Genomic DNA, 26677 nt, shown 5'->3' on the forward strand with positions numbered 1-26677 from the left:
ACAATGTTTAAATTTTTAGGCCGTCGTCTCGTATATATGCTGATTTCTCTCTGGGTTATTGTAACAGCTACCTTCTTCCTGATGAGAGCAATTCCGGGCGGACCTTTTTCAGGCGAGAAGAAACTTCCTCCTGCAATTGAAGCAAGCCTCAATTCTTACTATGGTTTAGACCAGCCCCTATTTAAACAATATCTCGATTACTTAGTATCGGTTATGAAATGGGATTTTGGGCCTTCATTTAAATATAAAGGACAAACTGTAAACGACTTAATCAACTCCGGCTTTCCGATCTCTTTTACACTTGGGTTGGAAGCGATCTGCCTCGCCTTGGCATTCGGTGTTTTGTTCGGCGTGATCGCAGCGCTGAAGAGGAATAAATGGCAGGACTACAGTGCGATGATTATCGCCGTTGTCGGTATTTCCGTGCCGAACTTCATCATGGCGGCGCTTCTGCAGTATGTGCTGGCGATGAAACTGGGCTGGTTCCCTGTCGCACAATGGGAGTCATGGGGACATACCGTGCTTCCGGCAATCGCAGTCGCCTCAATGCCGATGGCGTTTATCGCCCGCCTGACCCGTTCAAGCATGCTTGAAGTGCTGAGCAGCGACTACATCCGCACGGCGCGTGCGAAAGGGTTAAGCACGTCAGCGGTTACCTTTAAGCATGCGATCCGCAATGCCATCATGCCTGTCGTGACGTATATGGGGCCGATGGCGGCATCCATTTTGACGGGGACGTTTGTCGTTGAAAAAATCTTCGGTATCCCGGGACTGGGCATGCACTTTGTCACAAGCATTACAAACCGCGACTATACGGTTATCATGGGTGTCACCGTATTTTTCGGGGCGATTCTTTTGCTGTGCGTCTTGCTTGTCGATCTTTTGTACGGCTTAATCGATCCGCGCATCAAACTGTTTGGCGCTAAGAAAGGGGAGTAAAAGGATGCAGCAAATACCAAAAGACATGTTTGAACCTGCAGCTGTTGACCATAGCGAAGCCGAAAAGATCTCTAAGAAAAACCTTTCGTTTTGGACGGATGTATTCTTGAGATTTAAAGAAAACAAGCTCGCGCTGTTTGGGCTGGTGATTCTGATCCTGATCGCTCTAATGGCCATCTTTGCGCCGATGTTTTCGAGCTTTCAATATGAAGAGACAGATTTAACGAATACGAATCAGCCGCCAAGCGCAGAGCACTGGTTTGGAACAGATGACCTTGGAAGAGACGTGTTTGTCCGAACATGGGTCGGCGCACGCATCTCGCTGACAATCGGACTCGCTGCTGCGCTGATCGACGTTTTGATCGGTGTGATATGGGGTGCGATTTCCGGCATCAGAGGCGGACGTACGGATGAAATTATGATGAGAATAGCAGACATCTTATGGGCGATTCCATCCTTATTAATGACGATCCTGCTGCTCGTTGTCATGGGGAAAGGCTTGATCACGATGATCGTTGCCATGGTCATCACCGGCTGGATCAACATGGCGAGAATCGTGCGCGGACAAGTGCTTCAGCTTAAGAACCAGGAGTTTGTCCTGGCGTCGAGAACATTGGGCGCGAAAAACTCCCGCATCATCAGGAAACACCTGCTTCCAAACATCATGAGCCCGATCTTGGTCACCATGACATTGACCGTACCTACGGCGATTTTCTATGAAGCGTTTTTAAGCTATCTTGGCCTCGGCGTCCCGCAGCCGTTAGCGAGCTGGGGAACGATGGCAACCGACGGTGTGCAGGGCTTGGAATATTATCCATGGCGCCTGTTTTTCCCGGCTACATTTATCTGTTTGACCATGTTTGCATTTAACGTTATCGGCGACGGATTGCGCGATGCTTTAGATCCGAAGCTTCGTAAATAAAGGAGTGAGATAGATGAAACACTTACTTGAAGTGAAAGATTTGGCCATTTCTTTTAAAACATATGCCGGCGAAGTCCAGGCGATCCGCGGTGTCAACTTTCACGTTGACAAAGGAGAGACGCTTGCGATCGTCGGAGAATCCGGGTCAGGCAAAAGCGTCACTTCACAGGCGATTATGAAGCTGATTCCAATGCCGCCGGGCTACTTTAAAAAAGGACAAATTTTATTCGACGGAGAAGATTTGGTGCCGAAAACAGAGAAGGAAATGCAGTCGATTCGCGGCAAAGACATCGGTATGATTTTTCAGGATCCGATGACGTCTTTGAACCCGACGATGAAAGTCGGCCGCCAAATCACCGAAGTACTGTTTAAACATGAAAAGATTTCAAAAGAGGACGCGAATAAGCGGGCGGTCGAGCTGCTCAGCCTCGTTGGGATTCCGATGCCTGAACGGCGTGTGAATCAATATCCTCACGAATTCAGCGGAGGCATGAGGCAGCGGGTTGTCATCGCGATGGCGCTCGCCGCCAATCCGAAGCTGTTAATCGCTGATGAACCGACGACAGCGCTCGATGTGACGATTCAGGCGCAAATTTTGGAACTGATGAAAGATTTGCAGAAAAAGATTGATACATCGATCATTTTTATTACGCACGATCTCGGCGTCGTCGCCAATGTGGCCGACCGTGTCGCCGTTATGTATGCCGGCCAGATTGTTGAAATCGGAACGGTTGATGAAATTTTCTACAACCCGAAACACCCTTACACATGGGGGCTGCTTGCTTCAATGCCGAGCCTTGACAATGACGGTGATGAAGAATTGATGGCGATTCCGGGTTCGCCTCCTGATTTGACGAAACCGCCAAAAGGGGACGCATTTGCATTGCGAAGCCCTTATGCAATGAAAATCGATTTTGAACAAGAACCGCCGATGTTTAAAATATCTGACACACACTATGTCAAATCATGGCTCATGCATCCTGACGCTCCAAAGGTTGAACCGCCTGCGGCCGTCAAAAGCAAAATGCGGGAGTTTCAAGACCAAAAACCGGTTCAAGTGAAAGAAGGTGAATGATATGGCGGAAAAACTGCTTGAAATCAAGAACTTAAAACAGCATTTCTCAACGCCTAAAGGAACTGTGAAAGCTGTAGACGGAATCTCTTTTGACATCTATAAAGGAGAAACGCTCGGCCTTGTCGGTGAATCCGGCTGCGGTAAATCGACGACAGGACGGACAATCATTCGTTTATATGAAGCGACATCCGGTGAGGTGCTATTCAAAGGAACAAATGTGCACGACAAAAAGTCTGCCAAAGACCTTCTTGAATTCAACCGGAAGATGCAGATGATCTTTCAGGACCCGTATGCTTCACTGAATCCGCGGATGACGGTCGCCGATATCATCGCGGAAGGGATCGATATTCACGGCCTGGCAAAATCGAAGCAAGAACGGCTTGAACGGGTGCACGAGTTGCTCCATCTTGTCGGCTTAAACAAAGAGCACGCAAACCGCTATCCTCACGAATTTTCCGGAGGACAGCGCCAGCGGATCGGAATCGCCAGGGCTCTTGCGGTCGAGCCTGAATTCATCATTGCCGATGAGCCGATCTCAGCGCTTGACGTCTCGATCCAGGCTCAGGTCGTCAACCTTATGAAGGATCTGCAAAAGGAGAGGGGATTGACCTACCTTTTCATCGCTCATGACCTGTCGATGGTGAAATACATCAGCGACCGGATCGGCGTCATGTATTTTGGCAAGCTGGTTGAATTGGCGCCGGCCGATGAATTATACGAGAACCCGCTTCATCCTTATACACAATCGCTTTTGTCAGCCATTCCGCTTCCGGATCCGGATTACGAGCGCAACCGTATGCGGAAAACGTATGATCCGTCCGTCCATAAGCTGAGAGACGGGGAAGAGATGGAGCTTCGCGAAGTGAAGCCCGGACATTTTGTCATGTGTTCTGAAGAAGAGTTCAAAGCGTACCAATCGAAATAATATAGAAGGCGGCCTGATGGCTGCCTTTTTGACGGAGCAAAACAGATGCTCCGTTTTTTTGTGAAAAAAAAATGAAACCTTCGCCGCGGACGTTCGTCTTAGTATATATAGGTAACATGCTCAGCTTGATCTGCTCCTGATGCTTAAAAGAAATTGTTTAAACTAAAGAGAAAGCGGGTATATCTAAGGTGTGAATCATAAGAACATCATAAGGAGCAAATCAATGAACTGGTATGAAAAGCTTAGCGAGTATTTTCCCGTTGAAGAAATGAAATCAAAAGAACATATGGAGGCATTATTAAAGGAACAAAACGATATTTACCATAAAGAAGAAGGCCGTCATCACGTGCTGATGTATGCCGAGTTTGATTCCTTTATCTTCATCGACTATCTGTTCGTTTCTAAAGATGCAAGAGGCCAGGGTCTCGGCTCAAAACTGCTCGAAAAGCTGAAAAAGAAAAACAAGCCGATCCTTCTCGAAGTCGAACCTGTGGACGAAGAGGATGCAGATACGGCAAAGCGTCTCAAATTTTACCAAAAGCAAAACTTTAAACACGCTGAGTCAATTGGTTACCGGCGCCGGTCGCTTGCCACCGGCAAAGTCAGTGAAATGGAGATTTTATATTGGTCTCCCCGTTCAAACACGGAAGAAGAAGTATATGAAGCGATGAAAGAAACGTATGAAAAAATCCATACATATCAAGATGAAAAATGGTATGGAGAATCGTTTGAGGATGTCGATGATGTCCTGAAGATCGTTGATGATCAAAAACAAAAGAACATTTTCGATGAACTAAACTAGTTGAGAATGAGAATAGGCAAAAAGAACAAAAGTCGCAGGATTGTCAAAAAATTTCTGTTACAGACTGTTCACACTTACTTTTTTATAGTATAATACTCTATAAAGATTACTTTTTTAGATTAATTTCAATTTAAGAATGCGCTATTTCATTCTACTTTTTAAGGAGTGAAGCATATGGTTACATTATATACATCACCAAGCTGCACGTCATGCAGAAAGGCGCGCGCATGGTTAGAAGAGCATGATATTCCATTTACGGAAAGAAATATTTTTTCAGAGCCTTTATCAATTGATGAGATAAAAGAAATTTTGCGGATGACGGAAGACGGAACCGACGAGATCATTTCAACTCGTTCAAAAGTGTTCCAAAAGTTGAACGTCAACCTTGAAACAATGCCTCTGCAAGAGCTTTACCAGCTCATCAATGAACATCCAGGCCTGTTGCGCCGTCCGATCATCATCGACGAAAAACGCTTGCAGGTTGGTTACAATGAGGACGAAATCCGCCGCTTCCTGCCTCGCAAAGTGCGCACATTCCAATTGAGGGAAGCGCAGCGTCTGGCCAATTAATTGTGAAGAGTAAAGAAGGCTGAAATTTTTCAGCCTTCTTTTTAATGTTTCTCACTAAGTTGTTCATAATAAATACTGGCTAAAATCACAAAAATAACTGTTAGGACGGGGAGCAGCATTTCAATCATGCCGTGTTTGGCCATAAAGGAAGACAGCTCCTGCTCTCTGACGATCATTTCGCCGCCTGTATATGCGAGCAGACCGCTGCCGGCGTATAGCAACAGCGGAAATTTGGTCATGGCGACCTGAATCAGCCTGCTGCCCCAAATAATAACGGGCACCGAAATCATGAGTCCGGCAACGACGAGCATCAGCCGCCCATGCGAGGCCCCGGCCACAGCGATGACATTATCTAAGGACATGAACAAATCAGCCACCACAATAATGCGAATCGCTTTCCATAGGGATGTCCCGCTTTTGACATGCTGGGTATCTTTTTTCTCAATCAGGAGCTGGTATCCTAAATACAGAAGGAAGATTCCTCCGATCAATTGCAGATAGGGAACTGTCAGCAGATACACTGCGGCTGCAGTCAGCATGATTCTCATGAAAATGGCGATGCATGTGCCGATGATGATCGCTTTTTGTCTCTGCATGGGAGGCAAATTGCGGCTGGCCATTGCGATGACAACGGCGTTGTCTCCGCCGAGAATGAGGTCGATTCCGATGATGACAAGGAATGACATCAACACATCGTGTTCCATCAACTGGCACCTCTCTTTGCTAAACGGGCCCGTTTTTTTTAGAACCCGTCATCTTCAGCTCTGCTTGTACAATTAATATATGAAGCGGGGCGGAAATTATGTTTGCTTGTCTTTTATGCATTTTTATTTCTTTTGCGCCTTTTTTATCATAAAATAGAAATTAAAGATTGTTCAGGGATAAGGTTAAGAAGTGGACGTAATGGGTAAAGTGTAGTAAAGTACAATTAATTGGGAGCTTAGTTATCCCTTCACCATCATACAAAGAAGGGAAGGTTGGCAAATGGAAATCGAAAGAATAAACGAACATACGGTTAAGTTTTATATTTCCTACGGTGATATAGAAGACCGGGGGTTTGACAGGGAAGAAATCTGGTACAATCGTGAACGCAGTGAAGAGCTGTTTTGGGAAATGATGGACGAAGTGCACGAAGAAGAAGAGTTTGCCGTTGAAGGCCCCCTTTGGATTCAAGTGCAGGCCCTTGATAAAGGGTTGGAAATCATTGTCACAAGAGCTCAGCTTTCCAAAGACGGACAAAAGCTAGAACTGCCGATTCCTGAAGATAAAAAGCAAGATGCAGCAGAAGAAAGCCTCGATGCATTGCTGGAAGATTTTCAAAAGGAAGAGGATGCCGAAGAGCAGAAGCTGCAATTCGTATTAAAATTTGCTGATTTTGAGGATGTCATCTCATTGTCAAAAATGACCGTCGTCGGCTGCCAAACGACATTGTATTCTCATGAAAACCGCTATTATTTATTCGTGGATTTCAATGAACTGCCTGATGAAGAGGTTGAAAATCAGCTCAGCATTTTGCTGGAATACGCCTCAGAATCAAAAATGACGATTCACATGCTGGAGGAGTATGGAAAACTGATCGCAGCAAATCATGCTCTTCATACAATAAAAAAGCACTTTGCATAAAAAAGCCGGTTTCTTTTGAAGCCGGCTTTAATTTTCTCCGTTCCTTTACACAGTCAGCAACGATGGGAACAAAAAAGATCATGATAAGCTTAAGTTCCCGCAACTTCACTCCTCCCATTCTCCATCATTCAAACGGCTTCACACTTTCCAATCATTTCGGCCCAAACCGAATAGGTCAATATCATCTATACACTTCCCGCTTCATTGATTAAGATGGATGAGGTATCATGACAAATTTTGGAATGTGAGAACGATTTGAAGCGAAGATGTTTAAAATGGATTATGGCTGTCTTTATTGGTTTAACATGTTTTTGTGCCGCTTTTTCTCAAACAGCCATGGCAGCCGTATATTCTTCTCGGACCAACGGGCAAAAACAATTTGAATCAGGCCTATAAAAAGTATTTTGATGAGAAAGGCGGATCGCTGTTTCATTATATGAAGGACGGTTCAGCTTATATCACTTCGATGACGGACGATAACCTGGGCAATGGTTACTACAGTGTCAAAACAGAGGGTATGAGCTACGGGATGATGATGACGCTGCAAATGAATGATGAGTATAAGTTCCAAAGGCTATGGGATTTCGTCCGCATATATATGCGCCATTCCGAGAAAAATGACAGTTTGTACGGCTACCATCGCTGGCATATGAAAACGAACAGCTCAGACGTGCAAACCATTGATCAGAATGTTGCATCTGACGGTGAAGTCTGGTTTGCGGCAGCGCTTCTTATGGCGTCTGACCGCTGGGGTGATAAAGAGTACCCGTATGATTACAAAGCGCGGGCCCAAGACCTGCTTGACGCTTTGGCCGGTGCTGGCGAATACGCCAACGCTGGCAAGGAATCGAGAGTTTTTATTAAAAACAGCAAGGAGATGGTTCGATTCGGCCCTTATGTCAATTGGACGGATCCTTCCTACCACGTTCCTGCTTTTTTCGAGTTATTCGCTAAAAGCGCCAGAAGCAGCCAGCAGTATTTTTGGAAAGAGGCAGCAAACAAATCTCGAACATACTTGTCAGAAACGACGTTTAAAAGTGTTTTAAATAACGGATCATCCGTCACCAATGCCGCCACAGGGCTCTTTCCTGATGAAGCCGGCTTCGACGGTGTAAGCGATGCGGCACATTCCTCAACGGAAACAGACCGAAATTTCAGCTATGATGCTTGGCGGACGGTGTCCCACATCGCGATGGATTATACACTTTGGTCCTCGGCAGATAACGCATATCGCGCCAGCGAGCAAAAAGCGGTTAACAAGTTCTTGACGTTTATGAAACGGGAAAACTTCGGGAGAACGGCCCATGAATATACGCTGAATGGGACGGCCGTTAAAAGAGGAAGTCCGGTGGGGCTGATCGCCGCCAATGCAGGCGGAGCGACTGCAGCAAGCGATGCCTCATTAAGGACAGGGTTTGCCAATGTGTTTAACAGCGCCTATATTCCTGACGATTATTACGGATCCTGCCTGTACATGCTGAACAGCCTGGTAGCAAACGGCAAATTTACGATGTATCTTCCTTAAAGAATGTGTGTGTAATATCAAATTGAAAGACTGACCCTTCTCTGCGGAGAAGGGTTTATTAATTAGCAGAAGTTGATCCCGCCGTTGTGAGCCTATCCTACCCTTTAATGGAGGTAAATTGCCTGCAATCTATATTTGGGGAAGGTTTTTTGTGAACATTATGAACAAAAAGAATTTTATGCAGTTAAACTGTGCACGAAAAGATAAGGAAGCTATAATGAAAGCGATTACAATAAAGGGGGAACACAAATGTCAAAAAGGGGTCAACTTTGCGGCTTGACGATTTTGCTCGTGTTTGCGCTCATTTTGGGAGGATGCGGCGGAAACTCAGCTTCAAACAATAAAGCCGGGGAAGAAAAAGATTTTAAACCTTCAAAACCGATTGAGGTTGTTGCGCCCGCCGGAGCCGGCGGGGGATGGGATACAACGGCCAGAACTGTGGCAAAAATCATGGGTGAAGAACAATTGATTGACAAGATGGCTGTCGTCAACAAACCGGGCGGCGGGGGAGCGACAGGTTGGTCGTATGTCCACCGCAAAAAAGGCGACAATCATACGCTCTTTGTTACATCACCGCCGCTCTTGTTCGTCCCGTTAAACGGACAATCTCAATACGGCCATGAAGATTTCACACCGATCGCAAGCGTGATTGCCGATTACGGCGCGTTTGTCGTTCATAAAGATTCGCCATATCAATCTATGAAAGATCTGATTGAAGCACTGAAAAAAGATCCGAAGTCTGTTTCGATTGTCGGGACGTCATCACCGGGAAGCATGGACCATATGCAATTTGTCAGCGCCGTCCAAAAAGCGGGTGTTGATGCGAAGCAGCTCAAGTATATTACGGCGCAAGACGGCGCCGGCATGAGCATGCTGCTCGGCAAAAAAGCGGATGTCTACTCGACAGGGGTCGGTGAAGCCGCCGAACAAGCGAGAGCCGGAAAGGTCAGGGTGCTGGCCATCACCGCGCCGGAGCGCATGAAAGGGGAGACCGTCAAAGACTTTCCGACATTAAAAGAGCAGGGAATCGATGACGAATTCACCGTATGGAGAGGTTTTATGGGACCGCCCGGAATGAGTGAGGCAGCTGTCAAGTTTTATGAGAAGAAAATCAAAGAGATGATGGAAAAAGACAGCTGGAAATCGATTCGGGACAGCTACGGCTGGGAGGACAAATATATGGACCATAAGGAATTCAAAACATATCTTGATGCCCAACACAAAGCAATGAAAAGTTTGCTTGATGAGATCGGGCTTGGTGATGAAGCCAAATAAACACGATGTGATCGTTTCAGACGGCAAGCCGGGCGAAGCTTCGCCGGCTTGTCAGAAATCGAGAAAGGCTGGTGTAGACCAATGAGGATCACAAACCGGGGCGTATCTGTCGTGGTTTTGGCTGTAGCCGCCGTCTATTTGGCGCTCAGCTTTAATTTGGAGAGTTATCCGTACGCCGTCATTGACGCGGACGTGCTGCCGAAAAGCCTCGGCGTAGTGCTTGTCATACTCGGGATCTGTTTGTTTTTTGAAAAGGACAAGAAAGACACGGAAGCAAAAAAGCTGTTTCAATTAAAGAAGCAGGATGTAAAGGTGATGGTCTTTTGCGTCGCTTCTCTCATCATTTATATTACGGTGCTGGAGATCATTGGATTTTTATTGTCAACCGTTTTGCTGCTGATCGTCCTGCCGGCGGTATTGGGCTATCGCAAATGGAAAACTGCCGCCGCCGTTTCGCTCATTTTCAGCAGCGCCATTTATGTTTCATTTCATTATTTGCTGAACATTATGCTACCGCAGGGGGTTATGCCTTTTTAATAAACGAGTAGGGAGGGAAGTGCATGTTAGAAAGTATTTTATACGGATTCCAGGTGGCTTTGACCCCGCAAAATATCATGTTTGCATTTTTAGGCGTATTGATCGGGACAGTGATCGGCATGCTTCCTGGGCTTGGACCGATCACTGCAATTGCCATCATGATTCCGTTAAGTTATGGGATGGATCCCGCCTCCGCTTTGATTTTGATGGCCGGTGTCTATTATGGCGCGGTGTTTGGCGGCTCGACATCCTCCATTCTCTTAAATGCACCCGGTGTGGCCGGAACCGTTGCCACATCGTTTGACGGATATCCGATGGCGAAGCAGGGGAAAGCAGGAAAGGCGCTGGCCGTAGCTGCCATTTGTTCGTTTGCCGGCGGTACGATTACCGTCGTTGCCCTGATGCTTGTCGCTCCGGCGATGGCCAATGTCGCCGTTACATTTGGACCGACCGAATATTTCGCCCTGATGCTCCTGGGATTGGTGGCGATCTCCAGCCTGTCGGAAGGATCGACCGTCAAAGCGTTAATTTCGGCAACATTAGGCTTTATGACCGCCACGATCGGAATTGATCCGCAAACGGGAACAGAGCGGTTTACCTTCGGTGCAGCAAGCCTTCTGGAAGGAATCGATTTTTTGATCGTCGCCCTTGGACTGTTTGCCTTGGCTGAAGTCGCCTTTTTAATTAAAACGCGAAACAAGCCGATGACAAACGAAGCCTCACAAGTCGGCAGCCTGAAGGTGACAAAAAGCGAAATGAAAGAGATTTCCGGGCCGATTGCACGACATTCAGTGATCGGATTCCTGCTTGGCGTCCTGCCGGGTGCAGGAGCAACGATCGCCTCATTTATTTCGTATATTACAGAAAAGCGTATCTCGAAAAATCCTGAATCATTCGGCAAAGGCAATATTAAAGGGATTGCCGCGCCGGAAACATCTAATAACGCGGCAACGAGCGGAGCGTTTGTCCCGCTGTTGACACTCGGAATTCCCGGATCAGGAACAACCGCCGTTTTGCTCGGTGCGCTTCTCGTCGTCGGTGTTCAGCCGGGGCCGCTTATGCTGACTGATCATCCTGACGTTTTTTGGGGCGTGATCGCCAGCATGTACATCGGCAATTTGTTTTTGCTGATTTTGAACTTGCCGCTCATTCCTTTTTTGGCAAAAATTTTACTGATTCCCAAGCAGCTCTTGATTTCGCTCATTTTTGTCTTCTGTTTGATCGGTGTTTATGCTGTGACCTTTAATATTGTCCATCTCTATATTTTGGTCTTCTTCGGCATCCTCGGCTATTTGATGCGGGTTCTTTCCTTTCCGGCAGCTCCGTTTATTTTGGCCTTTATTTTAGGGAGTATGATGGAAGAGTCGTTCAGACAGGCAATGACACTCTCTTCCGGGAGACTGTCCATCTTTTTCGAAAGCCCTGTCACAGTCGGTCTATTGATTGTGGCACTCCTGTCTCTGATCGTGCCGCCGATTTCCCGGGCAATGAGAAACCGGCAAAACAAATCGATCGATGTCGAAGGGTAAAAAAATTTGATGGTCCGGAACGCTACGCTTCCGGACTTTCATTTGCTTTAACAGGCTTGTATCTGCGTTCAGGGCGTCCGACAGTTCCGTAGTAAAGTTCTGTTTTGACATGCTTTTCAGATGCTAAAAATTCCAAATAGCGCCTTGCGGTCGTTCTGCTGATACCAATTGTCCGGCCGAGATTTTCAGCCGTGACACCGTCGGCATTGTCGCTGCTCTGCAACACATCGGCGACTTTTTTTAATGTCAGTCCATCAATGCCCTTCGGGTAGGTATCTTCCGCTGTCCGCTTTTCTTTCATCATGCTCTTTCTTTTCGCCATCAATGTGTCGACATCCGTCTGGTCAATCGATGACAGCGTATTCACTTTCAATCGGTATGAACGGTAGTTTAAAAGCGTTTCTTTCAATCTGGAAAACATGATCGGCTTAATCAAATAATCAACCGCACCGGCGCGGATCGCCTGTTCAACATATTCCACTTCCTTGGCCGCTGTAATCATCATGACATCGGTGCGTCTCAGCTTCTGTCTGATCAGCCATAAAAGCTCCATCCCGGAGCCATCCGGCAAAAAAATATCGAGCAGGACAAGGTCGGGTTTTACGACCGGAAGCAAATCTTTGGCGTCTTGAAAATTTTCGGCGATGCCGACGACGGAAAACCCTTCAATTTTGCTGATCAGCTTTTGATGAATATCAGCGTTTTTGATATCATCTTCAACAATAAAAACTTGCAGTGCTTTCATCTTTCTACCCCCAGCACTTCTCTTTTTTTTGGAATCACGACAGTAAACAATGCTCCGCCAAGCTCGCTTTTGCCCGCTTTAATTTCTCCGTTTAATGCATTGACAGCTTCCTTTACTAAAAAGAGCCCGAGACCGCGGTGAGTTGCAGATTTTGTCGAATAAAATTTTTGAAAAATCCGCTCTGTGTCTGCATCGGGAATTCCGTCTCCCGAATCTTCGACTTCGATCAGGATATGATCCCCTCCATCAGATAAAAACACGAGGATATTCCGCTCTTTCTTTTGAGAGACGGCGTCAAATGCGTTCTCAATGAGATTCCCCAGGATCGTAATGAATTTACCCTGATCCATGTCCGGCGGCAATGCGTCTATTTTTGAGCTCTCATCGATTTCCAAGTTGATGTGGAGCTCTTTGGCGCGATTGATTTTACCGAGTAAGAGACCTGAAAGAAGCGGGTCAGGTATGGAATGAATCAAAAAGTGCAGCATATCCTGATGGCTTTTGTTTTCTTTTTGGATTAATTCAAGCGCTTCAGTATAGCTTTCAAGCTGGATCAGGCCGGCGATCGTATTGAGCTTGTTTGAATATTCGTGGGTCTGCGCTCTCAGCCCTTCCGCGTATTGCGATGTCTGCGCCAGTTTTTTCGAAAGTTCGTCGATATCCGTCTTTCTCCTGAAGCTCGCAACAGCGCCGCGGATGCTTTCCTTTTCAAAAATCGGCACCCTGTTGACGATCAGCTCTTCGTTTCCGATCGTTAATTCCTGGTCTTTTTGGGCTTTTTTCGTTTTCAAGACTTCCGGAAGGAGCGTGTCCGGCAGAAGCTCGGCAATCGGCCTGCCCAGCCATTGGTCTTCACTTTCTGCGCCGAGCAGTTCACAGGCTTTTTTATTCAAAAGGGTGATTTCTTCATGTTTGTTGATGGCGATCAATGCTTCGTGCACAGATTCGGTAATCGCTTGTTTTTCCGTATATAATTGATTAATTTCATATGGTTCAAGGCCGAAAATCGATTTTTTTACATTGCGGGAAATATAGACGGCTCCCGAAACCCCCATCAGCACAACAAATCCCAATAAAAATATGAGTTTCGTCTGATATTGATAAACGATATCCTGGATGTTTTCTTTTAAAAAACCGACCGAGATGATGCCGACGATTTCTCCATTTTCCGTGCGGATCGGCGCTTTTCCCCTGACGGCTGCTCCGAGTGTGCCGACGGCTTCGGAAACGTATGATTCGCCTTTTTTAAGGGCTCGTTGATTGTCCCCGCCGACCATCCGCTTGCCGATTTTTTCCGGATCGGGATGAGCATAGCGGATCGAATCGACCGAGCCGATGACCACATATTGGGCACCGGACTGTTTTCTCGCTTTTTCTGCAATCGGCTGCAGCGTCTCTGAAGGATCGGGCGTTTCAAAGGCTTCCCGTACGGATGGCATTTGGGAGAGCGTTTTCGCCATATCGAGCGCTCTGGCCTCAATTTGCGTTTTTAAAGAATTTTCTAAAATCAATAGATAAAGTCCGCTCATGACAGAAAGCAAGATGAACAGCAATGATAGAATGAGCAATGTCAGTTTTGTGGTCAGTTTCTTTTTTATATCAAAAACTCCTTTTCCCATCTATTTCGTGCTCTATAATACTACTTTATATAAAATCAGCTTAAATTTGAAGCGTTTTCAGAAAAAGGGGAGACCGTACATCTGTTGAATACTAAATAAAGAAAGGAGAGAGAAGAAGTGTTCAGCGCACAAAACAATGAAGGGCGGCTGATTTGTCTTGCCGACGGATACAGCGCAGATGAACTCAACCGCTTGAGAAAAAAACACGCTTTTTATTGTCCGGTCTGCCATCATGAGCTCGATCTCAAAATCGGCGTTCAAAAGGTGCATCACTTTGCCCATAAGCCGGATTCAACATGTCCTGTTTCACATGAGCCGGAAAGCCTCTATCATCTGCAAGGGAAAAGGCTCCTGTACAAATGGTTCAGTCGGCAAGGGCTCAATCCGGTGCTGGAACCTTATTTGGATCAGATCAGACAGAGGCCGGATTTGCTTGTAAGCTCTGCGGACAGCCGGTTAGCCGTTGAGTTTCAATGTGCGAATCTCAGCAAGGCGGAGCATCGAAAAAGGACGGACGGCTTCCTGAAACTCGGGATTGAGCCGCTCTGGATCATCGGTGCAAACCGCGTGAAGCGCTTGACGGGCAGTTTTTTTCAGCTTTCACATTTTCATTGGCAGTTCAGCGGGACCGGCAGAAAGCTCCCGAGGCTTTTGTTTTTTTGCCCCGATCAAAAGGCTTTTCTTGTCCTTGAGCATTTAATCCCGTTTTTGAAAAACAAAATATCCGCAACGGTAAGGTTTCTCCCTCTCAAGCAAACAACGATCGGTGATTTGCGTTCCGCTGTCAGGCCTTCCCCTTATCAGCTTCATTCCTGGAAGAGGAATCTCCTCAAATTTCGCACGACATCCCGGCGCTTTTTATCAAAAGATGAAAAAGACATAGCTGCATTGTTTTACGAAAAATTTCGCGTTCCGCTTCCTTTTTTTCCGTCTGAAGTTTTTCTTCCCTTATCAAAGGGCTATATATTTGCCCATCCGGTTTATGTATGGCAAGGCCACCTTTATCTGCATCTTGTGAAGCAGTCTTCCTTCCGCCTGAATTCAGCCGTTTCTTTCATGAACAAACTCATTTCAAGCGGCAAACTGAAGTTGAGGTGGAACGGACGGGAGACGGCGTCAGGAGCCGTGAGTGAATACATTTGTCTCCTTTGTGAAAAAGGATTTTTAAAGAAAGAGAAAGAAGTTTATTATCCCGCCTGTTTGCCTGTTGCAAAAACACGGCTTTCGGAGCTTTTCAAGAGTGACGAATGGTATTTTTCCGAATGACAACCATGCCTTTCGTTCAATCTAAGGAAAGGAAGGTGGTGTCTTTAGCCTGTTTCAGATCAAAAGATATGTATTTTGTTGTTTAGTCGCGGTGTCAAGCATGATTTTTTTGGCAAATGATTTGACAAAAGACGGTGAAAAAACAGAAGATAAACACAATACAAGTTTATTGCGCAACAATGGACTTGGAGTAAAGAAAGCGAGGGGAATTACAGTGGCTGAAGAAAAACAAGCGAAGAAACTGCCTCAAAGAGATGAGGTAAAGCAAGAAGACACGTGGAGACTCGAGGACATCTTCCCGACCGATGACGCTTGGAATGAGGAATTTCAAGCGGTGAAAGAGCTGCTGCCTAAGCTCTCCGAATTCAAGGGCAAGCTCGGCCATTCAGCCGATGATCTGTATGAAGCGCTGACGTTTCAGGATCAGGTGATGGAAAGGCTCGGCAAGCTGTATACTTACGCACATATGCGCTATGATCAAGATACGGGAAATTCGTTTTATCAAGGCCTTAATGATAAAGCGGGCAACCTTTATACACAGGCGGCCAGCGCCACAGCCTATATGGTGCCGGAAATTCTGTCGATTCAAGAGGAAAAGCTGCAGCAGTTCCTTTTAGAAAAAGAGGAATTAAAGCTTTATTCCCATGCGCTCGAAGAAATTAACAAAGAGCGCCCGCATGTGCTGAGTGAGAAGGAAGAAGGGCTTTTGGCCGAGGTTTCAGATGTCCTCTCTTCACCGTCAAATACATTCGGAATGCTGAACAACGCCGATATGGAATTCCCGGAGATTACGGATGAAAACGGGGAAAAACAGCAGCTGACACACGGTAATTATATTACCTTTTTAGAGAGTGACAACCGTGATGTCCGACGCGCTGCCTTCAAGGCGGTGTACGAGACGTACGGACGCTTTAAAAACACGCTTGCTTCAACGCTCAGCGGAGCGGTGAAAAAAGACAATTTTTATGCGAAAGTTAAACATTATAAATCGGCGAGGGAAGCGGCGCTGTCGCGCAACAGCATCCCGGAGGAAGTCTATGATAACCTTGTCGAAACGATCAATAAACATCTGCCTCTCCTGCATCGATACGTCGAGCTCAGAAAAAAAGTGCTTGAACTTGATGAGGTGCACATGTATGACCTGTATACTCCGCTTGTGAAAGATGCCGGTATGAAGGTCACATATGAACAGGCAAAAGATTATATGCTGAAGGGTCTCGCACCTTTGGGAGAAGACTATACATCGATTCTGAAAGAAGGCTTAAACAACCGCTGGGTCGATGTGTATGAAAATAAAGGGAAGCGAAGCGGCGCCTATTCTTCCGGAACATATGGAACCAATCCGTATATTTTGCTGAACTGGCACGACAACGTCAACAACCTCTTTACACTCGTTCATGAATTCGGCCATTCAGTGCACAGCTATTATACGAGAAAATATCAGCCGTATCCGTACGGCAACTACAGCATTTTCGTGGCTGAAGTGGCTTCAACGACAAATGAAGCCCTTTTGGGAGAATATTTGTTGAATACACTTGAGGATGAGAAGCAGCGGCTTTATATTTTAAACCACATGCTTGAAGGATTTAAAGGAACGGTGTTCAGACAGACGATGTTTGCCGAATTTGAGCATGAGATCCATGTCAGGGCCCAGGAAGGGGAGCCGCTGACTCCTGAGCTGTTGACGAGCATCTATTATGATTTGAACAAAAAGTACTTTGGAGATCATATTGAGCTCGACAAGGAAATCGGCCTTGAATGGTCAAGAATTCCGCATTTCTATTACAATTACTATGTATACCAATATGCGACAGGCTTCAGTGCAGCCCAGGCTTTAAGCCAGCAAATATTAAAAGAGGGCAAACCAGCAGTTGACCGCTATATCGAATTTTTAAAAGCGGGCAGCTCGGATTATCCGATTGAAGTGCTGAAAAAAGCGGGCGTTGATATGACGTCGTCACAACCGATTGAAGCCGCATGCAAAACGTTTGAAAAACAGCTCGATGAAATGGAAGAGCTGCTGCTTAAGCTTAATCCATAATATGAAAGCCTGCCGGTGCTGCCTTTTGCCGGCGGCTTTTTCGCGTTAAAATCCTTTAAATGTTTTTCTGTGGTTGAAGCGGCTGATCGTAAAAAGGATGGATACAAACAGCAGGGGGGATGTGATATAAAGCGGAAGCATCTGCATCAAGCCTAAAATATTTAATATAAAAAAAACCAATATTGATGCAAGTCCCAAAACAATTTGCAGCATAAAAACCCTCCTATGGACTGATAAAATGTTAAAATCAAAAAAAGCGTAAAGGCGGAGCGGAAAATCTGTGAATCGCCGGGGCTTTAGGCTTCCTGCACCTTGTGAAGCACAGGCGTTTTCTTTCCTACTTTCATCATATGATGGACATCTATTTTTTATGTTTTGTGACAAAAATGTGAAAAGTAATAAAATCAGTTGTCAAAAGTCGACATGATTTGATATTATAATGATGTGAAATTGATCACAAACAAACATTTACCCCTTTGTTTGACCGTGAAAAATTTCTCCCATCCCCTTTGTTGTCGTTAAGACATAATAGAAACCGCGCTTATCCCGGCGCGGTTTCTTACTGTTTTTAAAAAGAACATATGTTTGGTATTTTAGAAAAAGAAAAACACGGGGAATCCCGTGTCATTTTTCACACTGATAGAGCGGCCCGGCATCGTCGTTTTCGTTTACATAGCGCCAAAACATGCCGTGTTTGGCTTCGACCCTTTCGACCTTTCGCGCGAAAGCAAGCTTTTTCATTTCGCGTTCGACCTCCTCAAGGGACCAATCATAAACGACAGCAATTTCTTTGTCCGCCACAAATTGAAAGTATTCAACAAACAATTCGAGCGGCGGCGTCTGCGACGGCTTCGGTTCATCGCCGAGCATTTCAAACAGCACTTCTTCATATACATCATATGAATAATTTCCGGTTACTTTTAACCCCTCCGCTTCGCGGAGGCTGTTAAAATAGGTAAGCGTCGGAACGGATTCGACTTCCATTTCGGCAGCGATTTTCATATCGCATTGCAGGGCTTTAACAGCGCTTTGTGAATGAAGGTCTTTTTTAAATTCTTCCACATCAAGCCGTGTGTTTTCCGCAATGTGAAACAGCACTTCTTCATCGGTAATATCTTGCTGATTGAGAAACAAGTTTTCCTGCATGCTTCGCAAAAACTGAAGCCCGGCTTTTCTGCCTTGCAGCTCCGCGGCTTTGAGGGCAAGGGAGGCAAGGTATGGAGCGGAAAGCGCATTGTCATACCAAAGCGTACCGTCGCAGGACATTCCCGACCTGCAGGCGATTTTTTCCCAAGTCTCTGCGAGACGGTGTTTCTTTCGCTTTTGGACATTTAACGCCGTAATGCTGCAGGCGGTAATCATGCGCAATGTGAAAAAACGGCCGTAGCGGATCTTTAATTTTTTGATCACAGGCTCCAAAGCCCAGCATTCCGGAGATAGCGGATCGACAAACATATAAATTTCCATCGGCTTTTGCGGGTGTCCGTGGCAATGGGAGAAAAACTGGTCACGCTGATTAACCGTCAATGTGAACCATCCTCCATTTTAGGCTGGTTTACCATGTGTCTGGCTGTCAATGTCAGCCTTTCAAAAAGAAATTCCCTGATTTCGCCATTCAAACCGACATGATCCATTGCCTCTTTCATACAGGAAAGCCACGCATCCGCCCGTTCAGGTGTGATCGGAAACGGAAGGTGCCGAGCCCTCAGCATCGGGTGTCCGTGTTCTTCTGTGTAAAGCGGCGGGCCTCCCAAATATTGCGTTAAAAATTGCTTCTGTTTTCTCGCCGTTTCCGTCAAGTCATCCGGGAAAATCGGCGAGAGCAGCGGATGCCGTCCCACCCGCTCATAAAAAGTATCAACAAGTTGCGATAGAAGTTCTTCTCCAATCGCTTCATAAGGTGCGTTAAACGATTGTCCCATGTTGACTACTCCTTTTAAAATGGCTAATAGGAAAAAATAACGATTCCCATTGCAAAAAAATATTTATCTTGTGCATCATTTATTATTTCAAGATTGTATATACTTATTTTAGCAACCCCGTTCCATTTCTACAAATAAACCGACTTTTAGCCCGCGGAATGGAATCGCTTGTTTTGTATGAAATATCATATCATATTCGTTTATTAAATGTGTATTTTTTATACTTGGAGGATTCATTTGGAGGTTTTTTTATGGGCGGCAAAAAGCCGGAAAGAAATCTTTCCGGCTCAGGCGTAGTAATTCGCGGTGATTTTTTTTACATAATTTTGCGTTTCTTTAAAAGGCGGAATCCCTCCGTACTTTTGAACGTTTCCAGGTCCGGCATTATACGCAGCCAAGGCGAGGTTGACATTCCCGCTGTATTTATCAAGCATCTGCTTTAGATATTTTGTCCCGCCTTCAATATTTTGAACGGGGTCAAAAGCATTGCTGACACCGAGCGATTTTGCCGTCGACGGCATGAGCTGCATCAGCCCCATGGCTCCGGACGGGCTGACCGCCTGCTGCCGGTAGCCAGACTCCTGTTTGACGACGGCGTGAATCAGCTTTTCATCCACACCGTATTTTTCAGCGGCTTGTTTGATGATCTCGTCAATTTTTTGATTTTGGCCGCCAAAAGAAACGGTTTTTTGAGCGGTGGATGATGCGGCGGCAACAGGCGCGGTTTTTTCCGCCGGAAGGGACCCGGATGCCGTCTGAACGGCTGGAAGTGTTCCCTGCGAGAGGCTGCCTGTATTCGCTAAATATTGATTTAAAATCGAGCTGAAGTCAAAATCCGTATCTTCGGAAGTGCTGCCTGACGTTTGATAAAACGAGCGAATCGCCTGAAGTTCCAGAAGGGCGGCTAGATTGATGTTCATTGTTTTTCCACCTTATTTATCCTTTCTCGTTTTTGCTCATAAAAACGGACGATTTTATTTTTGGTATGTCGCTCAGGGATGCCGAATGATTGTAAAAGTGCTTTGAAATCATGCTTTCCCTTTTCATAATCAGCGACTTCGAATTCCAGTTCGTAGTCCTCTACTGTTAAGTATCGGCTGCGATCCAAAACTATTAACCCCTGCGGCAGTTTTTTTTCGGCGCGGTCTGTTGCAAGCGTACCGAAGTATGCGAGGCTTCCTGGTGCAACACCGAGGCCCTTCAGACGGTCGGAGACGGGACCGTCCGGGATTTGAAATGATTCTGGGTCAGGCTTAAAGGACAGCTGCTGGTGGGTTTCCGTCAACCCGACGGGAGCGGGCTCTTTTAATGTCAGCACATGCCGGCCTTGTTTTTCGCGAATTCTCAGAGCCGCTCCTTTTTCTTTTAATGAAAAAGACGGCGTATCGAAATAATGGTTTTTTTGTGTGAAAAACTCTCCGGCAGAAAATTGATAATGTGATTTTATTTGTTCAAATTCTTTTTTTGTCAGCATATTTTTAAATTCTATTTCGAGTTCCTGACTCATTTTCTACTCCTCTCAATTGTTTGAAATGACATTTCTCTTATTATCTCGTGAGAGGGAACGTTTATCAATCTTGATTCTGATATGATAAAATGAAACTGTACTTTTTATGTAAAGGAGAACATTATGCAGAATAGAATTGAAATTGCTGAAGCGAATCTGCAAAATGACCGGCTCGTCCTGATAAGCGAGATCAATGACGGAGCGGAGCGAAAACCGGCCGGACGGATGCTGGCGGACTCCGATCATTTTGCATTTGTTTACATACTTGAACAAGGTGAATCTTTCCAATACGTCATTTTAAACGAGGCGATCTGGTCCGAACTTAAATCGGCTCTTGATAAAAAGCTTCCGGTGTTTTTAAAGATCGGAAACGAGAGCATGGAGCTTAGCGGGTTCCATGACGAGCTCGCGTATTTAATAGACAATATTAAAGGTAATGCAAATTATGGCGAAGAAATGGAAGAGAGAGTGAAAAAGGTATTCCTCTAGAAAAAAAGGCAAGGAAATTGGGGGAAGGTTTATGGATGAAAAACAATGGGAGCAGTTTTTAGCGCCGTACCGGCAGGCAGTTGAAGAGCTGAAAGTGAAGCTTAAAGGGATGAGAGGCCTTTATGAATATGAGGAAGAACATTCACCGATTGAGTTTGTGACCGGACGGGTAAAGCCTGTTCCGAGCATTTTGGAAAAAGCCAAGCGGAAAAACATTCCGTTACATAATATTGAGAGCATGCAGGATATCGCCGGGCTCAGAATCATGTGCCAGTTTTTTGAGGATATTCACATCGTCGTGGAGATGCTCCTGGCGAGAAAAGACTTTACGGTTGTGGATAAGCGCGATTATATCGCGGAACATAAAGAGAGCGGCTACCGCTCCTACCACTTGGTGGTGCTGTATCCTTTGCAGACGACAAACGGAGAAAAACAGATTCTCGTTGAAATCCAAATCCGCACGCTGGCGATGAATTTTTGGGCGACGATTGAACACTCTTTAAACTATAAGTACAGCGGCAACATTCCGGAAAAAGTGAAACTGAGGCTTCAGAGAGCTTCTGAAGCGGCTTCAAGGCTTGACAGAGAAATGTCTGAGATCAGGGGCGAAATTCAGGAAGCCCAGGCGGCTTTCTCGCGGAAGAAAAAGGACGAGGATGACCGTTAGGGGAAAGGAGATCGACTGATGAAATTTGCAGTATCATCGAAAGGAAATCCGGTTTCAGATTCATTAAAAAGCAAAATTCAGACATATCTGCTTGACTTCGGCCTTGAGTGCGATGAAGAAGAGCCGGATATCGTCATTTCCGTCGGCGGCGACGGAACGCTTTTGTACGCGTTTCACAAATACAGCGGACGCCTCGATAAAACGGCGTTTGTCGGAGTCCATACAGGACATCTCGGCTTTTATGCGGACTGGGTTCCCGATGAAATTGAAAAGCTGGTGATCGCAATTGCCAAAACGCCGTTTCAAATCGTCGAGTATCCGATTTTGGAAGTGATCGTCCGCTACAATGACGGCAGTGATGAAGCCCGGTATTTGGCACTTAATGAATGTACGATCAAAAGCATTGAAGGAACGCTGGTCACAGATGTCGAGATTAAGGGTGAGCTTTTTGAAACGTTCCGCGGCGACGGACTCTGCCTTTCAACTCCGTCTGGAAGCACGGCGTATAACAAGGCGCTCGGCGGGGCGATTATTCACCCGTCCATCAGAGCCATACAGCTTGCCGAAATGGCGTCTATCAACAACCGCGTCTTTCGGACGGTCGGTTCGCCGCTCATTTTGCCTGAACACCACACATGTTTGATCAAACCGATCAATGATGTCACATTTCAGGTGGCAATCGATCATTTAACATTGCTTCATAAAGACGTGAAGTCGATTCAATGCCGCGTCGCGAAAGAAAATGTCAGATTCGCCCGCTTCCGGCCGTTTCCGTTTTGGAAGAGGGTGCAGGATTCCTTCATCGGCAAGGGTGAGTAGGGAAGGGTTGCTGTGAACGATTTTTCAATGAACCAAAGGATAACAGAAAAAGAGCATGGCATGCTTCTGAAAGAATATGTGCAAAGCCTGGGCATTTCAAAGCGGATGCTAACGGACATCAAATTCGGGGGCGGCGACCTGCTGGTAAACGGAGAGCATGTGACAGTCAGGCATGTTCTGCAAAAAGGGGACGAGCTGCTCATCCAATTTCCGCCGGAAAGCGTGAGCGAATCATTGCTGCCCGAGAAAATACCGCTCGATATTTTATTTGAAGATGATCATGTTCTCGTCTTGAATAAACAGCCCTGTCTCTCGTCCATTCCGTCGCGGGAGCACCCGGGCGGAAGCCTTGCCAACGGGCTCATTCATTATTATCAAAAGACCGGGTGCCAGGCGACCGTGCACCTGGTCAACAGGCTTGACCGCGATACATCGGGGGTGATGCTTGTCGCCAAGCACCGGTTTGCCCATTCGCTTTTATCAGGAATGCAAAAACAGGGTCTTGTCAAAAGGAGGTACCGCGCAGTCGTCCATGGACTGCTCCGCGATGATTGCGGCACGATCGACGCCCCGATCGGCCGAAAAGCGTCAAGCATTATTGAGCGCGCTGTGCTCCCTGACGGACAAAAAGCGGTGACCCGCTTTCGGGTGAACAGCCGCCTCGGCCGGATCACGGACGTTTCGCTCAAGCTGGAAACCGGACGAACCCATCAAATCCGCGTCCACATGAGCCATATCGGACACCCGCTATGCGGGGATACACTTTATGGCGGAAGCCGGGAGTTGATCAACAGACAGGCGCTCCATAGCGAAGCGCTGACGTTTATCCACCCGCTGACAACCAAAGAGCTGACATTTCAGGCACCGGTTCCGAACGACATCGGACAGTTATTGGAGAGCTAAAACAGCTCTCTTTTTTATGGATTCATGCGAAATCGCGATTCGTCATACGGCATTGAGGACGTTACGGATACCGTCTTTAACTCAGGAAACCTGAAGGCGGTAAGCATGTTGCCGAAGACACACCCCGTATCAATATTGATCGTATGATGAAGCGTCCTCGGGCTTTTGACTGGTGTATGGCCGTACACAACCCACGGTTTTCCCCGGTAATGAGCCGCCCAGTCCCGTCTGACAGGCCTTCCGTCAGGCATCGTTTCCCCCGTAATATCTCCGTAGAGCACAAATTGCTTGACCTTTCCAACTGGTTTTTTTCCAATGTCTTCGGCTTTGATGCCCGCATGGGCGACGACAAGTTCGCCGTTATGAAGGATCTCATAGAGCGGAGCGCGTTCATAAAGGCGCATGAATTGCTCTTTGACCTGTTTTTGTTTATTTTGGGGCAGCTGTTTGTATTCGGCAGCCGTTGTTTCAAGTCCGTGCATCAGCTTTACCGGATTACCTTTGAACAAGCGGTAAAGCTTGTTGCAGTGATTGCCCGGCACATACCGAACGGCTCCTTCTTCAAAGGCCCGGGCCACAAATTCGACCACTTCAAGCGATTTGGGCCCTCTGTCCGTCAAATCTCCAAGAAAGACGATCGTTCTGTTATCCGGGTGGACGGGCAGGCCTGCTTGAAAGGAGTAGCCGAGCTTTTCAATCAGTGCGATCATCTCGTCGTAGCATCCGTGAATATCACCGATCACATCATATTTCATCTGTTTTTCACTTCCTGTTTTTAGTCTTACCCCGAGCTGAAAGCGGTTCATTTTCTATGCTTATCATGGCCCGAAGCCGTTCGTTCATGAGCAGTGTTTATTGGAAATCATCCTTTTTTTGGGCGGCGAAAATTTTTAATGGAGAAAATCAGGCAAATCACTTTTTTTTCTGGGCGAGCCTTGTTAAAATCGGTTCTTACACATGTGATCAAAGTGAAGCCTGGTCATCTTTTCTCACATAACATTTCAAAAATATGGATCTTTTTTGCCTTGAAAAAGGGCAAGATAAACATACCCGGAAACCGGTTTTTAGGAGGTACCAGTTTATGGAGCACACTTCTGTTTCATCATTAGTTGTTGTACTCATATTTGCATTTTTAACGCCCATCCTGCTGCACCGCTTTAGGCTCAGTATACCTGTTGTTGTTGCGGAAATCATTATGGGGCTTATTATCGGCAAGAGCGGCTTCAACCTTGTTGCAGAACATGATGCATGGTTGGAAACACTGTCGATGCTCGGATTTATTTTTCTCATGTTTTTAAGCGGTCTTGAAATTGATTTTTCCGCTTTTGAAAAAGGAAAGAAAAAATTGCTTCTCCCAAACGGAAAAGCAGCTCCCAATACATTTACGACGGCTGCCTTTATCTTTGTCGGAATATTTATTTTGTCGCTCGGCTTGTCATACAGCTTTGTACTGGCCGGATTTATTGATAACGCCTTTTTAATGACGCTGATCATTTCAACGATTTCTCTCGGCGTCGTCGTCCCGACTTTGAAGGAACAGCGTCTCATGAAGACGAATATCGGCCAGATTATTTTGCTTGTGGCGGTGATTGCCGATCTTGCGACGATGATTTTGTTGGCGGTATTTGCATCGATCTATGGTGAAGAAAACAGCAACATGTGGCTGTTGATTATATTGTTTGGCGCAGGCGTCGTCCTCTACCTTTTCGGAAGGGTCTTTCAAAAGCGCTCTTTCGTAGAAGTGATGTCAAAAGGGACGATTCAAATCGGCACAAGGGCGATTTTTACTTTGATTATCGTACTGGTCGCCCTTTCGGAATCGCTCGGCGCGGAAAATATTCTCGGCGCATTTTTAGCTGGGGTGCTCGTGTCGCTGCTTTCACCGAACAAAGAGCTCGTCCAGCAGCTTGATTCATTCGGCTATGGCTTTTTAATCCCGATCTTTTTTGTGATGACCGGTGTCAAGCTTGATATTTGGTCGCTTTTTGGAAACCCGAAAATTTTAGTGATGATTCCGCTGCTCTTTGTAGCATTACTCATCAGCAAGGTGATTCCCGCATTGGTTTTGAAAAAATGGTATGACACGAAAACCGTGCTGGCTTCAGGTTTTCTTTTGACATCGACACTGTCTCTTGTCATTGCAGCGACGACGATCGGCGAACGCATCGGCGTGATCGATGCGCAAATGTCCGGCGCGCTGATTTTGGTGGCTGTGATCACATGCATCATTACACCGACCGGCTTTAAAAAGCTGATGCCGAAAGCGGAAAACGAAATAGAGAAAAAGACGATCACTTTTATCGGCGCCAATCAAATGACGCTTCCGGTCACACTTGAACTGTCTCCTGAAGAATATAACGTCAGGATTCTCCATGTTCATCAGGAAAAGAAAGAAGAGAAGCTGGCCGATTCCGTCTTTGATGTGGAAGTGCTGCCTGATTATGAATATGACACATTAAAATCGTTTGCCGTTTTTGAAACAGACATTCTTGTCGTGGCGACGGGAAATGAAGAGCGAAACACGGGAATTGCGCTTTACGCGAAGGAGCAAAAGGTGGAAAGAATTATCGCCAGCGCAGATTCGCCGCAGGCGGAAAGCGAATTGAAAGAAAAAGGGATCGACACATTCTCGATTCTCTTGTCAACGAAAACATTGCTCCGTGCCCTTATTGAAGCGCCGGGGGTTATGAAGCTCCTGACCAATCAGGATGCATCTTTATATCAGATCAATATGAACAATGACCGGTTTGACGGCGTACTGTTAAGGGAGTTTCCTTTTACAGGAGATGTCATTTTTGTGCGGATCTTCCGGGGCGTCGACAGCCTTGTGCCCCACGGGGATACAAGACTGAAGATGGGCGACAGGCTGATCGCCACCGGTTCGCGCGAATATATCGCAGAATTGAAAAAAACGCTTGAAGACTGATGCTTGACCATTTTCTATTTCGTGATAAGATTAAAGTATAACTGAATGAAA

27 protein-coding genes and 1 pseudogene are annotated in these 26677 nt (G+C 46.2%); 19 read left to right on the plus strand and 9 right to left on the minus strand.

The genetic code is table 11. The annotated features are described in order from the left end of the window. Nucleotides 1–3 precede the first annotated feature (3 nt). From ACINLD_RS01590 to spxA, 6 genes are all read left to right on the plus strand, one after another. Nucleotides 4–939, plus strand: a complete 936-nt coding sequence (locus ACINLD_RS01590; RefSeq protein WP_026586403.1) for an ABC transporter permease — start codon at nucleotides 4–6, stop codon at nucleotides 937–939. A 4-nt stretch (nucleotides 940–943) separates the two neighbouring features. Then, nucleotides 944–1861, plus strand: coding sequence for an ABC transporter permease (locus ACINLD_RS01595; RefSeq protein ID WP_026586404.1), 918 nt, complete (start codon nucleotides 944–946; stop codon nucleotides 1859–1861). Between the two features lie 13 nt (nucleotides 1862–1874). After that, nucleotides 1875–2936, plus strand: coding sequence for an ABC transporter ATP-binding protein (locus ACINLD_RS01600; protein ID WP_026586405.1), 1062 nt, complete (start codon nucleotides 1875–1877; stop codon nucleotides 2934–2936). 1 nt (nucleotide 2937) lies between these two features. Further along, a complete protein-coding gene (locus ACINLD_RS01605) occupies nucleotides 2938–3861 on the plus strand; it encodes an ABC transporter ATP-binding protein (RefSeq protein WP_077737042.1) in 924 nt (307 codons plus the stop codon). Nucleotides 3862–4084: 223 nt separating this feature from the next. Then, the gene (locus ACINLD_RS01610) at nucleotides 4085–4663 is read left to right on the plus strand and encodes a GNAT family N-acetyltransferase (protein ID WP_026586407.1); all 579 of its coding nucleotides are present in this window, start codon (nucleotides 4085–4087) and stop codon (nucleotides 4661–4663) included. A gap of 174 nt (nucleotides 4664–4837) precedes the next feature. After that, nucleotides 4838–5233, plus strand: a complete 396-nt coding sequence (spxA, locus tag ACINLD_RS01615; RefSeq protein ID WP_009328833.1) for a transcriptional regulator SpxA — start codon at nucleotides 4838–4840, stop codon at nucleotides 5231–5233. Between the two features lie 41 nt (nucleotides 5234–5274). Here spxA and ACINLD_RS01620 read toward each other — a convergent pair whose 3' ends face one another. After that, nucleotides 5275–5937: a TerC family protein gene (locus tag ACINLD_RS01620; RefSeq protein ID WP_077737041.1), complete on the minus strand. Its 663-nt coding sequence runs from the start codon at nucleotides 5935–5937 to the stop codon at nucleotides 5275–5277. A 167-nt stretch (nucleotides 5938–6104) separates the two neighbouring features. Here ACINLD_RS01620 and ACINLD_RS01625 point away from each other — a divergent pair. The 6 genes and pseudogenes from ACINLD_RS01625 to ACINLD_RS01650 all read left to right on the plus strand — a co-directional run bounded on the left by ACINLD_RS01625 (nucleotide 6105) and on the right by ACINLD_RS01650 (nucleotide 11722). Further along, nucleotides 6105–6236, plus strand: a pseudogene (locus ACINLD_RS01625) (hypothetical protein). Next, nucleotides 6218–6856 carry an adaptor protein MecA gene (mecA, locus tag ACINLD_RS01630; RefSeq protein WP_026586409.1) on the plus strand — a complete coding sequence of 213 codons (639 nt, stop codon included), beginning with the start codon at nucleotides 6218–6220 and terminating at the stop codon, nucleotides 6854–6856. Before ACINLD_RS01625 ends, mecA begins: the two are co-directional and overlap by 19 nt. 313 nt (nucleotides 6857–7169) lie before the next feature. Beyond that, nucleotides 7170–8381 (plus strand): glycosyl hydrolase family 8, encoded by a 1212-nt coding sequence (locus ACINLD_RS01635; protein ID WP_410206883.1) that lies wholly within the window; start codon nucleotides 7170–7172, stop codon nucleotides 8379–8381. A 249-nt stretch (nucleotides 8382–8630) separates the two neighbouring features. Continuing rightward, the gene (locus ACINLD_RS01640) at nucleotides 8631–9656 is read left to right on the plus strand and encodes a tripartite tricarboxylate transporter substrate binding protein (RefSeq protein ID WP_410206884.1); all 1026 of its coding nucleotides are present in this window, start codon (nucleotides 8631–8633) and stop codon (nucleotides 9654–9656) included. 81 nt (nucleotides 9657–9737) lie between these two features. Continuing rightward, a complete protein-coding gene (locus ACINLD_RS01645) occupies nucleotides 9738–10193 on the plus strand; it encodes a tripartite tricarboxylate transporter TctB family protein (RefSeq protein WP_026586412.1) in 456 nt (151 codons plus the stop codon). Nucleotides 10194–10216: 23 nt separating this feature from the next. After that, entirely contained in the window at nucleotides 10217–11722 is a 1506-nt protein-coding gene (locus ACINLD_RS01650) for a tripartite tricarboxylate transporter permease (protein WP_026586413.1), read from the plus strand. Nucleotides 11723–11744: 22 nt separating this feature from the next. Here ACINLD_RS01650 and ACINLD_RS01655 read toward each other — a convergent pair whose 3' ends face one another. Both ACINLD_RS01655 and ACINLD_RS01660 read right to left on the minus strand, forming a co-directional pair. Continuing rightward, nucleotides 11745–12467: a response regulator gene (locus tag ACINLD_RS01655; RefSeq protein ID WP_026586414.1), complete on the minus strand. Its 723-nt coding sequence runs from the start codon at nucleotides 12465–12467 to the stop codon at nucleotides 11745–11747. Further along, the gene (locus ACINLD_RS01660; RefSeq protein ID WP_026586415.1) at nucleotides 12464–14086 is read right to left on the minus strand and encodes a sensor histidine kinase; all 1623 of its coding nucleotides are present in this window, start codon (nucleotides 14084–14086) and stop codon (nucleotides 12464–12466) included. Before ACINLD_RS01660 ends, ACINLD_RS01655 begins: the two co-directional genes overlap by 4 nt. Nucleotides 14087–14203: 117 nt before the next feature. Between ACINLD_RS01660 and ACINLD_RS01665 the strand changes: the two genes are divergently transcribed. Together ACINLD_RS01665 and pepF are read left to right on the plus strand one after the other, a co-directional pair. After that, complete coding sequence (locus ACINLD_RS01665) at nucleotides 14204–15352, plus strand: competence protein CoiA family protein (RefSeq protein ID WP_026586416.1); 1149 nt, start codon at nucleotides 14204–14206, stop codon at nucleotides 15350–15352. Nucleotides 15353–15566: 214 nt separating this feature from the next. Next, nucleotides 15567–17393, plus strand: a complete 1827-nt coding sequence (pepF, locus tag ACINLD_RS01670) for an oligoendopeptidase F (RefSeq protein WP_306292036.1) — start codon at nucleotides 15567–15569, stop codon at nucleotides 17391–17393. 45 nt (nucleotides 17394–17438) lie between these two features. On the opposite strand, the gene ACINLD_RS01675 is transcribed toward pepF, so the two are convergent. The 5 genes from ACINLD_RS01675 to ACINLD_RS01695 form a co-directional block, all read right to left on the minus strand. Next, nucleotides 17439–17606, minus strand: coding sequence for a hypothetical protein (locus tag ACINLD_RS01675; protein WP_026586418.1), 168 nt, complete (start codon nucleotides 17604–17606; stop codon nucleotides 17439–17441). 411 nt (nucleotides 17607–18017) lie between these two features. Further along, entirely contained in the window at nucleotides 18018–18920 is a 903-nt protein-coding gene (gene spxH / locus ACINLD_RS01680) for a protease adaptor protein SpxH (RefSeq protein WP_077737037.1), read from the minus strand. Further along, entirely contained in the window at nucleotides 18917–19315 is a 399-nt protein-coding gene (locus ACINLD_RS01685; RefSeq protein WP_026586420.1) for a thiol management oxidoreductase, read from the minus strand. The genes spxH and ACINLD_RS01685 overlap by 4 nt, the downstream gene beginning before the upstream one ends. Before the next feature lie 287 nt (nucleotides 19316–19602). Then, nucleotides 19603–20235 (minus strand): lytic transglycosylase domain-containing protein, encoded by a 633-nt coding sequence (locus ACINLD_RS01690; RefSeq protein WP_077737036.1) that lies wholly within the window; start codon nucleotides 20233–20235, stop codon nucleotides 19603–19605. Further along, nucleotides 20232–20822: a CYTH domain-containing protein gene (locus ACINLD_RS01695; RefSeq protein WP_026586422.1), complete on the minus strand. Its 591-nt coding sequence runs from the start codon at nucleotides 20820–20822 to the stop codon at nucleotides 20232–20234. Before ACINLD_RS01695 ends, ACINLD_RS01690 begins: the two co-directional genes overlap by 4 nt. 123 nt (nucleotides 20823–20945) lie before the next feature. On the opposite strand from ACINLD_RS01695, the gene ACINLD_RS01700 reads away from it, so the two are divergent. The 4 genes from ACINLD_RS01700 to ACINLD_RS01715 are packed head-to-tail and all read left to right on the plus strand — an operon-like array spanning nucleotide 20946 to nucleotide 23700. Further along, the gene (locus tag ACINLD_RS01700; RefSeq protein ID WP_026586423.1) at nucleotides 20946–21311 is read left to right on the plus strand and encodes a hypothetical protein; all 366 of its coding nucleotides are present in this window, start codon (nucleotides 20946–20948) and stop codon (nucleotides 21309–21311) included. 31 nt (nucleotides 21312–21342) lie between these two features. Next, a complete protein-coding gene (locus tag ACINLD_RS01705) occupies nucleotides 21343–21978 on the plus strand; it encodes a GTP pyrophosphokinase family protein (protein ID WP_026586424.1) in 636 nt (211 codons plus the stop codon). Between the two features lie 18 nt (nucleotides 21979–21996). Further along, on the plus strand, nucleotides 21997–22797 hold the full coding sequence (locus ACINLD_RS01710) for an NAD kinase (protein ID WP_026586425.1): 801 nt from the start codon (nucleotides 21997–21999) through the stop codon (nucleotides 22795–22797). A 27-nt stretch (nucleotides 22798–22824) separates the two neighbouring features. Next, a complete protein-coding gene (locus ACINLD_RS01715) occupies nucleotides 22825–23700 on the plus strand; it encodes an RluA family pseudouridine synthase (RefSeq protein WP_410206954.1) in 876 nt (291 codons plus the stop codon). A gap of 14 nt (nucleotides 23701–23714) precedes the next feature. Here the strand turns inward: ACINLD_RS01715 and prpE are convergent, their stop codons facing one another. Further along, nucleotides 23715–24455 carry a bis(5'-nucleosyl)-tetraphosphatase PrpE gene (gene prpE, locus ACINLD_RS01720; protein WP_026586427.1) on the minus strand — a complete coding sequence of 247 codons (741 nt, stop codon included), beginning with the start codon at nucleotides 24453–24455 and terminating at the stop codon, nucleotides 23715–23717. A gap of 326 nt (nucleotides 24456–24781) precedes the next feature. Between prpE and ACINLD_RS01725 the strand changes: the two genes are divergently transcribed. Next, a complete protein-coding gene (locus ACINLD_RS01725; protein WP_410206885.1) occupies nucleotides 24782–26626 on the plus strand; it encodes a monovalent cation:proton antiporter family protein in 1845 nt (614 codons plus the stop codon). Nucleotides 26627–26677: the final 51 nt, after the last annotated feature.

The organism is Bacillus sp. z60-11 (assembly GCF_046464135.1).
Lineage (GTDB): Bacteria > Bacillota > Bacilli > Bacillales > Bacillaceae > Bacillus > Bacillus sonorensis_A.